We start from the raw sequence: 12,645 nt of genomic DNA, 5'->3' as shown, positions 1-12,645 counted from the left end.
AACAAAAACATCCATACAGTTTTGCAATATCACCCAAAAGGGTAATTGTACACGTTTTGTTTTTAAAGGATATTTGCTTTTTTAAACCTTGAACCATGCCAATCAAAATAGCCATTGTGGAGGACGACCGACACTATAATAACGCATTGAAAAAAATTGTAGATTTCGATGAAGAACTACTTTGCGTTCAGCAATTTTTTGAAGGTAGAGTAGCGATGCGCGAACTGGCTTTCTGCAAACCCGACGTGGTGCTGATTGACATTAAGCTGCCGGATATTTCGGGTACAGATATCGTGCATAAATTGAGTGCCGAGATGGAAAAAACCCAATTTATCATGTGCACCAGTTTCGAAGATGAAGAGAATATCTTTAAATCTCTAAAATCTGGAGCGTCTGGCTATTTGGTGAAGGGAGACAGTATGGGCAAAATTATTAATGCTGTGAAAGAAGTCCATAATGGCGGTGCACCCATGAGCTTTTCAGTAGCAAAAAAAGTTTTGCAGTTTTTTCGGGAGGAGAAAAGAAATAATGAAACCACCATCCTCACCCAAACCGAGAAAGAGGTGTTGGAAATGCTAGCTCAAGGGTTGCTCTATAAAGAAATTGCGGATAAAAAATGCATTGCACTGGACACCGTGAAAAAACATATTGGGAGTATCTATCGCAAATTGCAGGTCAGTAATAAAATTGAGGCGATTAATAAACTGAGCCAGCCGTTCAAGTAATATCCTGCGAGCAATGATTAACGGAATAAAGTCCAATCTCTTTTTCTTATTATTTCTCATGATGACATTCTCCTGCGTCAAAGGCAAGGATATTGTTATCAACCAATCAAACTCATTAAATGGAATTCCGCTCAATGAACATGCTCAATTTGCTGTGATTGATTCCAAAAATGAAATTCCAAAAGTGTTCATCCCTTATGATGAATTCAGCAAAATGGATGTGGAATCCAAAAAGGCGGTGTGGATCAAGTTCTCTATTAAAAGCACGGCAAGGGATACCGTTTTCATCTTTTGCAAAAATCAAATTGCAAAAATGGAACTGTATAGCATGGAAAACACAAAACCTATACGGATTGGAAGTTCCGGCTTTGCAGGAAGAATTTCTGAAAACTCTATCAGAAAAAATTATGGAGCGATTGCAGTTGCTCCCTTCAGCGAAAAAACATTTCTTCTAAAAATCTCCTCGGAAAGATATATGCTGTCGGTTCCCACTTTTTATGCGTCCTATTTTCTCTATAATAATCCGGATTCTTTTAGTATTAATTCCATCATTCTGTTAACCGCAGGTTTTGAATTTTGTTTATTCTTAATTGCGGTTCTGTTCCTGTTGTTCAACGGACGCGAGGAGTTCTCGCATTATGTGATACCCTTTCTCCTAATTAATATTACAGATGCTGTTTACTTTCTCTCCAGATCCAACTTTTTGATCGTTGAACCATCTTTTGTACCCTTTATGACCAACAGTCATTTCTGGAACGCATTGGGCGATGTGAATATGCTGCTGTATTACCTTTTTTATCGAAATTTTTTTGATATCCCGAAGAAATCACTCGTTCATAAAGTCACCACAATCGGGATTATATTTTGGATCGTGCAAATATTAGTGGAACTGACTGATTTCACAAATCATAATCTTGCCTTTTTTGCTTCTCATTATCTCGGTTTTGCTTCAATCTTAGATTCGTTGGTCCTGGTGACTATTTTGATTTTTGTCTATGGTAATCGGCTGAACACCGCTTTTTATAAATTGGGTGCAATCGGTTTGACCTTGATCACCATCAGTTCTCTAGAAGTGTTATGGAACAGAATCTTCGACGGAAAAGCTGGCTGGGTAAACCTAAGTCTTAGTTCCTTCAAATTGCTTCAATTCGCCATTTTGGTCAACCTTATGGCCTTTATTACCACAATGATTTACAACTACACCAAGTCAGAGAAAGAAAAAAGTGAAATAAAGCTACAGCTGTTGACCCACGAACTAGAGCGAGAAAGAGATATTCAGCGCGAACGCGAAAGGATTTCAGATGATATGCATGACGATTTGGGAGCGGGAATTTCCGCCATGAAATTGCAGATCGAGTATATCCGAAATAAGGTGCGGGACGAAAATGTGAGAGAAGATTTAGATGACCTTCTGAATACCTCGGCGGACATGCATCTTTCGATGAGGGAAATGTTGTGGAGTCTCAATTCTAAAAATGACAATGTGCAGAATTTTGTTTTTTATGTAACAAATTATGCGCAGAATTTCTTTAATAAAGCCATTACAGATGTCCACTTTCATTCATCAAACCTTTCAAATGCGATGATCTCGGCAGAAACCCGAAGAAATCTGTTTCTCTGTCTGAAGGAAGGAATGAACAATGTTTACAAACATAGTTCTGCGAAAAACGTAAACTTTAATTTTGAGCAGACCGATTGTCAGCTTATCATCACCTTAAAAGATGATGGAGTCGGTATATCCCCCCAAAAATTCATGAAGGGAAACGGTATTTCAAGTATGAAACGAAGGATGGCGCTTTTGGCGGGTGACTTTCACATCATTGAATCTGAAAAAGGAGTTCATCTATGCTTCATCCTAAATCTATGAAATGCATCTCGCCTCACCTTATACCTTCAATTTGGAAAATGGGGAGAGAGCGTACCCGTGTTATTCGCGAATTCCTCGTAAAATATTCAAGATTTCAATTGAAAACGAAAGGAGATGCATATTGTTTTTGTCAATGATGAGGTCCAAAAGATTATCCAGCAACCATCGAAAGCCGGTCGCCATTTAGTTTCAGTGCGGATTCAAAATTGTTAGTAAAAAGTCCACCCGTTCCCAATCCCTGCGGGATTTTTGGATTTTTGGTGAAAGTGTACTGCGATATAGCGTTTAGACCGATATTGCTTTCCAGCGCAGAGGTAATCCACCAACCGATTTTCATTTTTTCAGCGAGTGAAATCCATTCGTCTGTTCCTGAAAAACCACCAATTAAAGATGGTTTCAGAATGATGTATTGCGGTTTGATGTTTTCCAGAAGCGCTGCCTTTTCTTCAAAATCTAGCACCCCGATCAATTCCTCGTCCAAAGCGATGGGAATCGGCGTTTTCTCGCATAATGCTGCGATTTCATTTTCGGATCCCGCTCTCCAGCTGCCAGCTTTTATCGGTTGTTCGATCGAATGGATTCCCAATTCTGAAAGCTCCTGCAGAACGGTTCCTGCCTCATCGAAAGTGAATCCGCCATTTGCATCCACCCTCAGTTCTAGTTTTTCCTTTGGAAAGCGATTTCTCAATTGTTTTAAGATTGCCTTCTCAGCGCTCCAATCCACACCGATTTTCAGTTTGATGCAGTCAAAGCCCAATTTTAGCTTTTCTTCAATTTGTCTTTGCATAAAATCCGGATTTCCCATCCAGATCAGTCCGTTGGTTTTGATGACGGATTTTCCTTCTGTGAATTCGCTTGGAAAATAAATTTTTCCGCCATGTTTTAGATTTAAAGTCGCCTGTTCGTAACCCAGCCAAATCGATGGAAAATAAAGCAGTTCTTTTTTTAGAAACGCTTCATCTTCATTAATGTTTTCGCAAAGCCAGCTCAGTTTTTCTTCATAATCAGGGACATCGTCAAAACTCAATCCACGGAAAATTCCACATTCGCCGATTCCTTTTCTGCCATTTTCAGAGATTTCCAGGATGAAGGTTTCTTTCGTGTGCAGAATCCCCCGTGAAGTTCCGCTGGGATTTTTAAATTCCAGCAGGTGCTTTGAAAAATTTGCGGATTTCATTTTAAAGGTTTTTTAAACAGCAAAGACGCGAAAAATCGCGCCTTTACCAAGTTGCTTATTTAGGTTGTTATTCTTGTTCGGCAGCATTCCGCATGAATTCTTCTGCCTTTTCCACCATTTCGAAACTTCCGCAAAAGAAGGGAACTCTTTGGTGCAGCTCGGTCGGCTGAATTTCCAGAATTCTGTTGAACCCATCAGTACATTTTCCACCTGCTTGTTCGGCCAAGAACGCCATGGGATTGCATTCATACAAAAGTCTCAATTTTCCGTTTGGCGACTGGGATGTGGATGGATAAATATAGATTCCACCCTTAATCATATTTCTGTGAAAATCTGAAACCAAACTTCCGATATATCTAGAGGTGTATGGACGGTCGTCTTCCTCTTTTTGACAATATTTAATATAATCTTTAACCCCTTGCGGAAACTTGAAATAATTTCCCTCGTTGATGGAATAAATCTTTCCTTTTTTAGAGAAAGTCATATCGGGATGAGAAAGATAAAAGGTTCCTAAACTTGGATCGAGTGTGAAACCATTTACCCCATTTCCGGTGGTATAGACAATCATCGTTGAAGATCCGTAAACCACGTATCCTGCGGCGATTTGATTGACGCCTTTTTGTAGGAAATCTGCCAGAGTTACAGGTGTTCCGGGTTCGGTCACTCGGCGGTATATGGAAAAAATAGTTCCCACAGAAACATTCACATCAATGTTTGACGAACCGTCCAAAGGATCGATCAACACTACATATTTGCTGAGATGGGCGTTTGTGCCGCATTTGATTTCAATAAAATGGTCGCTTTCTTCGGATGCGATTCCGCAAACGACTTCTCGCTGAGACAACGCTTCTATGAAGATTTCATTGGCCATCACATCCAGTTTTTGCTGTTCTTCGCCTTGAATGTTTTGGTTTCCCACCTTCCCGATGATATTTGCGATCCCCGCTTTGTTCACTTCGCGGTTCACCACTTTTGAGGCAAGTCGGATTGCGCTTAATAATCTTGAAAGTTCACCGGTGGAATATTGAAAATCCTCCTGTTTGTCAATAATAAATTCACCCAGCGTTCGAAAATTATCTGTCAATTCCATGTTTTTTTGATTTCGTACAAATTTCGGAAAAAACTTTGGATTTTTTCGCATCAATTCCAAGATTCATGATTATTTTCCGCCTTTAAATCTCCACTTTTGGAAATGATGGAAATAAGATTTATATCATTGTTTGGCTTTTCAAATCAATTGGCACTTTCCTTTAAAATTTGTAATTTTACGAACCTTATTTTCAAAATAAATCTACTAAAATTATATGGACACCACTAAGTTTGTAAACCGCCACATTTCCATGAACGATGCCGATAAACAGGCCATGTTAAAGAAAGTAGGCGTTTCGGGAATCGATGAGCTGATCGCTCAAACCATTCCGGATTCTATCCGTTTAAAGAAAGAATTAAACATTTCTGAGGCACTTTCGGAGCATGAAATGTTGATGCACTCTAAAGATCTTGCGCAAAAAAACCTGCCATTTGACAACTATATCGGATTTGGATTCCACAACACGATCTTGCCCAGCGCAATCCAGCGAAATATTCTGGAGAATCCCTCCTGGTACACTGCATACACGCCATATCAGGCGGAAATAGCTCAGGGAAGATTAGAGGCGCTGCTGAATTTCCAGACGGTGATCGTCAATTTGACGGGACTGCCATTGGCGAACGCTTCCCTTTTAGACGAATCCACGGCTGCAGCAGAAGCAATGCACATGTTTTTTGAGAGCCGAACCAAAGACCAAAAGAAAAATGGAGCCATCAAGTTCTTTGTTTCTGATTTGGTTTTACCTCAAACCATTGCCGTTTTGAAGACAAAAGCGGAAGGTTTGGGAATCGACATCATCGTCGGAGACCACAAAAACCATCAGTTCGATGAGTCCTATTTTGGGGTCTTGCTTCAATATCCGGGAAAAAACGGAATTATTATAGATTATACAGACCACATTAAATATTATAAGGAATTAGACCTTCAGGTTGCTGTTGCCTGTGATCCGATGGCTTTGGTGAAATTGAAATCTCCTGCAGAAATGGGAGCTGACTGCGCGGTGGGAACTACCCAGAGATTCGGTATTCCGATGGGTTATGGAGGTCCTCACGCTGCATTTTTTGCCTGCAAGGAAGAATACAAACGCGATATTCCCGGAAGAATCATCGGCGTTTCGCAGGATGCTTACGGAAAACGGGCATTAAGAATGGCGCTGCAAACCAGGGAGCAGCATATCAAAAGAGAAAAAGCTACTTCAAATATCTGCACCGCACAGGTTCTTTTGGCGGTGATGGCAGGAATGTACGCGGTTTATCATGGTCCGAAAGGATTGGAATTTATCGCCAACCAAATTCATTTCAAGGCAAACGCGTTGCGAGACGGTTTGAAGGTGCTTGGTTTTGATACCGTGGAGGAGCCGATTTTTGACACCGTGAAAATCAGGATGCAAGAGGAGGAAAAAAACATCCTGATGCGGATGATGCGCGATTACAAAATCAACCTGAATTATTTCACGGAAGGCGTGGTGAGCATTTCCGTCAATGAAGCTACTACCAAAGAGAAACTTCAAACATTGTTTGATGCATTTGCGAATGTGAAAGACAAGCAAAGTTTCAAATTGATATTTAAAGAAGAAGTTGAAATCCCAAAAGAATTTCTAAGAACAGATGAAATCCTGACCGACGAGGTTTTCAATAAATACCACACCGAAACCGAATTGATGCGCTACATCAAACGTTTGGAAAGAAAAGATTTGTCTTTGACCCATTCCATGATTTCCCTGGGATCGTGTACCATGAAATTAAACGCCGCTACCGAAATGTTGCCGCTTTCTTGGCCGGAGTGGGGAAGTGTGCACCCATTTGTTCCAATCGAACAGGCAGGTGGTTACCAAAGTCTAATCCAGGAACTGGAAAAAGATTTGGCAGAAATCACCGGATTTGCAGGGACTTCTTTGCAGCCGAACTCCGGAGCGCAAGGAGAATACGCCGGTTTGATGGTGATCAGGGAATACCACAAATCACGCGGTGAATCACACCGGAATATCGTTCTGATTCCGCAATCTGCACATGGCACAAATCCAGCATCCGCAGTGATTGCAGGAATGAAAGTGGTGGTAGTGAAAAACCTTGAAAACGGAGAAATCGATTTTGAAGATTTAAAGGCAAAAGCTGAACAACACAGCGAAAACCTTTCAGCTGCCATGATCACCTATCCGTCAACTTATGGATTTTTTGATGACAATATCATTGAAATCACCAAACTCATCCACCAACACGGCGGACAAGTCTATATGGACGGTGCAAATATGAATGCGCAGGTGGGTTTCACCTCGCCCGGAAATATCGGTGCAGATGTTTGTCACCTTAATTTGCACAAGACTTTCGCGATTCCACACGGTGGAGGCGGTCCTGGAGTTGGACCCATCTGCGTGGCGGAACATTTGGTGAAATTCCTGCCTTCCAATCCCAATATCAAAATTGGCTCAAAAGAAGCTATTGAAGCAATTTCCGCAGCTCCTTTCGGATCATCTTTGGTCTTGAATATTTCTTATGCCTACATCAAAATGCTGGGTGCCGATGGTTTGAAAAAAGCAACAGAACACGCCATCTTGAATGCCAATTATCTAAAAGAAATCCTGGCGGAGCATTTCCCAATCCTTTATGCCAATGCAAAAGGGCGGGTTGCCCATGAATGTATCGTGGATTTCCGACAGTTCAAACCACTGGGAATTGAAGTGGCAGATGTGGCGAAACGATTGATGGATTACGGTTTCCATGCTCCAACAGTGAGTTTCCCGGTTGCCGGAACATTGATGATCGAACCTACAGAATCTGAAAGTAAGGCAGAGCTCGACCGTTTCGCCGAAGCATTGATCTCCATCAAAAAAGAGATCGAGGAAATCGCAGACGGAACCGCGGATGCAGAAAATAATGTTTTGAAAAATGCCCCGCATACCGAACAACTGGTGATTTCCGATTCCTGGGACAAACCTTACAGCCGCGAAAAAGCAGCATATCCTTTGGACTGGGTGAGAGACCACAAATTCTTTGCAACTGTTGCCAGAGTGGACGAAGCGTATGGTGATAGAAACTTGATCTGTACTTGTGCGCCGATTGAGGAGTATATGTAAGCAAGTGAATTTCCTGCGGAGTGAATCTTTTCTTCGGGTGGATTTGCTTCGCAGTGAATTTTAAAATTTTTTATTGTTAGTTTTTTGAAATGAGATTAAAAATATTTTCAGCTTTCTTGAGCTTCTTGTTATTGTCATCATGTGTAACAAATAAAGTGGGTCCGAAAAATAACTATAATTATTCTGGTTTAAAAACGTTCACAGAATATATCATCACTAAGAAGGATGGAGAAAAAGTAAGGCAGTTCGAGTTTGTAAGTGAAAATGACAATGAGATTCAAGGAAGAGTCGGAACTAATGACCTTGTCATTTCTAAAAATGATATCGATAAAATTGCAAAATTTAGTTTTGGTAAAACTGTTTTAATCGGTGTTGTAGCGGTTGCAGTGGCAATTATTATTCCGGCTTACGCTAAAAACGAACCAGTTGGAGGAAGTAAATAGAAACATGCAAAAAAATTTGAAATTCCCAATCGAAAGGTTGGGAATTTCATTGTTTAGTAGAACCTTAAAAAATTACCTTTTCCAAGTAAACTGCGTGCTGATAGGAAAAATGGCAAAAGATTGCTTTAGACCAAATCTTCACGATTGATATCGTTAGAATTAGAAAGAAGTTTTCTGCTTGAAAGGATAACGACTAAGACGAAGTTTTCCTGATTCTACAGAAAATACCCAAAAGATAATTCCAACTTACATCCCAAAAGTCACCGTGGATTTCTTGTAGATTTTCCATTTCCCACCGATGTATTCCGCAGAAATCGTTCCGTTTCCGGTCGCATCGGCATAATCTGTGAAATAGGCATCCGGATAATCTTTGTAAGTCTGCATCTTGCTGTATTTCCTCGGGAAAAAATGATCCAGTAAATCCTCCATTAGCGGATACCGCTCATTAGTGGTGTAGAGCAGGATTTTCCGGTTTTTCGGATCGATGCTGTGGAAATATTCGCAGTTGGTCAAAATTTCCGTAAAGGAATAATTGTATTTTTCTGAGGGTTCATCTGCAATTGCTTCATACATTTTGGTGAATTTCGATGTGGCAGATCTGTATTTCGGATTGCTGTCCTGAAAATCATTAATTCCGTCTCCATCGGTATCTGCAGAATTTGGATTCAGTCCGATGAAGTTTTCAAACAAATCGTTGAAACCATCATGGTCACTGTCTTTTCGCAAGTCCTCGAGATGGATGGAGAATTGCAGTCCGTCTTCAATCACTTCGTATTTTGGCAGCATCGGGACTTCCGAAAGCCGTTGCTCATTGACCAAAGTGCCGTTGAAAACCACTTGTTGCCCCATCAAAAATTTCTGGTCTTTTCCATAGAAATCCTGAAGGAAAAAGTTAGGGGTAAAACCCAGGAAATACGGCTTGAAATCTATTCCCTGATTTTCCACAATCCAAAGTCCGTATTTGTTCTTAGCTAAAGCAAAATTCTCGTTGACAGAAAGGTATCTGAATTCCGGTAACGCTTTTATCCATGCTGAAAACTTGGTTTTATAGGATTTGGATTCAAAATATTTCTTTTCATTTTCAACCAGGATTTCAGTGTTTTTCCGCTCATAGAAAAAAAGTTTAAAATCAGGGAGTTTGTTCCTTTGAATATGTGTTGGCAGTTTTTTCAGAATATCTTCATTGGTTGGGATTACGGCTGCTTTTTTCTCACTTTCAACATTAATTCCCTGCTTTAGGATGAAGCAATTCTGCGCCGTGGTTTGCTTTTGGGCAGCGGTATTTTCTTTTTTACTGCAAGAAAAAAAGAGCGGGAGTAAAAGCCAAAGATGCGATTTCATTCCGAGTTTTTTTATTTTCTTAAAATTAAGACTTATTTTTGATAACTCATTATGATTTTAAACAGCATTTTCACCAACCAACGCACCGGAAACCATCCCCAAAACATTGTTTCCAGAACGGATTTTCAAAGGGATTTCGACCGGATCATTTTTTCGTCTGCCTTCAGAAGATTACAAAACAAAACCCAGGTTTTTCCGCTTCCGGGAAGCGTTTTCGTGCATAACCGACTTACCCATTCTTTGGAGGTTTCCTCTGTTGGCCGAAGTTTGGGAAGTGCAATCGGTGAATTTATCGTTAAAGATTTTGAGAAAGATTTGAATGATGATTCCAAGAATTTTTATCAGCACAATCTCCACAATGTCATTGCGGCTGCTTGTCTTTGCCACGATGTAGGGAATCCCGCATTCGGACATTCCGGCGAGGATGCCATTGCAAGCTATTTCGACAAAAATGAGAAAGACTTAAAACCGAAATTTTCCGAGAAAGAATGGGCGGATCTGGTAAATTTTGAAGGAAACGCCAATGCAATCCGGGTTTTGACCAACCGGCAAAATGGTAAAGATGAAGGTGGAACCCAACTCACTTTTTCCACTTTGGCGGGTATCGCGAAATATCCGTGCGAAGCGTTGGCAAAGCAAAAGGGAACGATCCATAGAAAGAAATTCGGGTTTTTTCAGAATGAAAAGGAGACTTTTTTGCAGGTGGCCCAATCGGTGAATCTGATCCGCGAAAGTTCAGAACCGGTGATTTTCAAAAGGCATCCGTTTGTGTGGCTCGTGGAAGCGGCCGACGATATTTGCTACAACATCATCGATATGGAAGATGCTCACCGCTTGGGAATTGTTTCCACGTCTGATTGCGAGAACCTGTTTTTTGAACTCATCAAATCCGAAAACCAAAACACGAAGAGGGTGGAAGATAAACTGGCGATTCTCACCAATGCAAATGAGCGGATTTCCTATTTAAGGGCGAAAGTCATCAATGCTTTGATCAACAATTCTTTGGAAATCTACCGACAAAATTTCGACCAGATTTTGAATGGGACGTTGGATCAGGCATTGCTGGATATCTATAAATCCGAAAACAAATCCCTGCAGGAAATTGAATCCTTTTCCATTGAAAAAATTTATGGACACAAAGCGGTAGTAGAAATCGAAAACGCCGGATACAACGTAATGTATGAACTTTTGGACCATTTTATTCCTTCAGTTTTGAAGGCAAAGACCGAGCGTAAATCCTACGACAAAATGGCGCTGAAACTGCTGCCGAATCAATTTCTCTATGAAGACGGAACCGATTACCAGAAAGTACTCGGCATCATCGATTTTGTTTCGGGAATGACGGACAATTTTGCGACCGACCTTTACCGGAAAATCAAGGGGATTGATATTGGGATGACCATGTAAAAGAGCCGTGGAAAACCAATCTGAAATATTGGATACCGCTACACTTTAGCCAAAAACTCCTCGAAAGCAGGAATCACAGAAACCGTTCCATCGTTTTCAATTTTGTCTAGTTTTACAAATTCGATTTGATTTACTGAGTTTTCGTCAAAAGGTTTTTGAACGCGCACATAATTTTCGGTGAAACCATGCATCAATCCGTCTTTGTTGTCATGTTCCCAAAGTACCGGCAGCGTTTTTCCGAGCTGGGTTTGGTAGAAAGCCACTTTCTTTTTTTCGGAAAGGATTCGCAGCATTTTGTTTCGTTTCTTGCGGTCGGCAATCGGGACGATTCCGTCCATTTCGGCGGCTTCGGTATTTTCTCTTTCAGAATAGGTGAAGACGTGCAGGTAGGAAATCGGAAGTTCGTTGAGGAAGTGATAAGTTTTAAGGAATTCCTCCTCAGTTTCACCGGGGAATCCCACGATCACATCCACACCGATGCAGGCATCCGGCATCACTTCACGGATTTTTGAGATTCTGTCTGTGTAAAGTTTGGTCAAATAGCGGCGTTTCATTTTTTTCAAAAGCTCGTCGCTTCCACTTTGCAGCGGAATATGGAAATGAGGGACGAAACTTTTGGATTTTGAAACCAAATCTATGCTTTCATCCTTCAAAAGGTTCGGTTCAATCGAAGAAATCCGGATTCTTTCAATTCCTTCCACTTGGTCGAGTTCGGAGATCAGATCCAGGAAAGTGTGTTCGTGCTTTTTGTTCCCGAATTCGCCTTTTCCGTAATCGCCAATGTTTACGCCGGTTAAAACGATTTCCTTGATCCCTTTTTCAGCAATTTCTTTGGCGTTTTTAATGACGTTTTCAATGGTGTCTGAACGGGAAATCCCTCTTGCCAAAGGAATCGTGCAGTAGGTGCATTTGTAATCGCAACCATCCTGCACTTTCAGAAATGCTCTGGTTCGGTCGCCAATGGAGTAGCTTCCGATGAAGAAGTCTGCCTCGTCGATCTCGCAGGAATGAACGATTCCGCTTGAATGAGATTTTTCCAAATCGTCGAGATAACTCAAAATATTGAACTTTTCTGTAGCGCCCAAAACCATGTCAACGCCTTCCATTCTGGCAATTTCTTCAGGTTTCAGTTGTGCATAGCAACCGATGATGATCACCAAACCATCGGGATTTGCCTTCATTGCGCGCTTCACATGAAATCTACATTCTTTATCTGCAGTTTCAGTAACCGAGCAGGTATTGATGATATAGACATCCGCCTTATCGTCGAAGCTTACCTTTTCGTAGCCAGAATTGGTCAGTTGACGGGCGATGGTGGAAGTTTCCGCAAAATTTAATTTGCAGCCAAGTGTGTGAAATGCAGCGGTTTTGTGTGTTGAATATTCCATAATTTTGAGACCGCAAATTTACGGAATTTATTTTATCGATATTCGGATAAGTTGATCCGAAATTAAAATAAAAAAACCACTACCGAAGTTGTGGTTAATAATGAAAAAATTTAATTTGATATATTAAGAAATTA

General features: G+C 40.8%; 9 protein-coding genes. 5 read left to right on the top strand and 4 right to left on the bottom strand.

Annotated features, from left to right (window positions below; genetic code table 11):
- The first annotated feature begins 95 nt into the window (after positions 1-95).
- Both ACM44_RS11005 and ACM44_RS15030 read left to right on the top strand, forming a co-directional pair.
- Positions 96-725 (top strand): response regulator transcription factor, encoded by a 630-nt coding sequence (locus tag ACM44_RS11005; RefSeq protein ID WP_048500101.1) that lies wholly within the window; start codon positions 96-98, stop codon positions 723-725.
- Between the two features lie 58 nt (positions 726-783).
- On the top strand, positions 784-2,592 hold the full coding sequence (locus tag ACM44_RS15030; protein ID WP_160304020.1) for a sensor histidine kinase: 1,809 nt from the start codon (positions 784-786) through the stop codon (positions 2,590-2,592).
- A 151-nt stretch (positions 2,593-2,743) separates the two neighbouring features.
- On the opposite strand, the gene ACM44_RS10995 is transcribed toward ACM44_RS15030, so the two are convergent.
- A complete protein-coding gene (locus ACM44_RS10995) occupies positions 2,744-3,769 on the bottom strand; it encodes an o-succinylbenzoate synthase (RefSeq protein WP_048500100.1) in 1,026 nt (341 codons plus the stop codon).
- A 67-nt stretch (positions 3,770-3,836) separates the two neighbouring features.
- A complete protein-coding gene (fbp, locus tag ACM44_RS10990; RefSeq protein ID WP_241477175.1) occupies positions 3,837-4,853 on the bottom strand; it encodes a class 1 fructose-bisphosphatase in 1,017 nt (338 codons plus the stop codon).
- A 220-nt stretch (positions 4,854-5,073) separates the two neighbouring features.
- Between fbp and gcvP the strand changes: the two genes are divergently transcribed.
- Together gcvP and ACM44_RS10980 are read left to right on the top strand one after the other, a co-directional pair.
- The gene (gene gcvP / locus ACM44_RS10985; RefSeq protein WP_048500098.1) at positions 5,074-7,932 is read left to right on the top strand and encodes an aminomethyl-transferring glycine dehydrogenase; all 2,859 of its coding nucleotides are present in this window, start codon (positions 5,074-5,076) and stop codon (positions 7,930-7,932) included.
- A gap of 89 nt (positions 7,933-8,021) precedes the next feature.
- Entirely contained in the window at positions 8,022-8,375 is a 354-nt protein-coding gene (locus ACM44_RS10980; protein WP_152669342.1) for a hypothetical protein, read from the top strand.
- Between the two features lie 246 nt (positions 8,376-8,621).
- On the opposite strand, the gene ACM44_RS10975 is transcribed toward ACM44_RS10980, so the two are convergent.
- Positions 8,622-9,716: a hypothetical protein gene (locus ACM44_RS10975; RefSeq protein ID WP_048500096.1), complete on the bottom strand. Its 1,095-nt coding sequence runs from the start codon at positions 9,714-9,716 to the stop codon at positions 8,622-8,624.
- Positions 9,717-9,767: 51 nt separating this feature from the next.
- On the opposite strand from ACM44_RS10975, the gene dgt reads away from it, so the two are divergent.
- On the top strand, positions 9,768-11,123 hold the full coding sequence (gene dgt, locus ACM44_RS10970; protein ID WP_048500095.1) for a dGTP triphosphohydrolase: 1,356 nt from the start codon (positions 9,768-9,770) through the stop codon (positions 11,121-11,123).
- A 38-nt stretch (positions 11,124-11,161) separates the two neighbouring features.
- Here dgt and mtaB read toward each other — a convergent pair whose 3' ends face one another.
- The gene (mtaB, locus tag ACM44_RS10965) at positions 11,162-12,511 is read right to left on the bottom strand and encodes a tRNA (N(6)-L-threonylcarbamoyladenosine(37)-C(2))-methylthiotransferase MtaB (protein WP_048500094.1); all 1,350 of its coding nucleotides are present in this window, start codon (positions 12,509-12,511) and stop codon (positions 11,162-11,164) included.
- Positions 12,512-12,645: the final 134 nt, after the last annotated feature.

Source organism: Chryseobacterium koreense CCUG 49689 (assembly GCF_001045435.1).
In the GTDB taxonomy this organism is placed as follows: Bacteria; Bacteroidota; Bacteroidia; order Flavobacteriales; family Weeksellaceae; genus Kaistella; species Kaistella koreensis.
The sequence above is the reverse complement of the archived record's forward strand: the minus strand, read 5'-3'. Positions and strand labels throughout refer to the sequence as shown.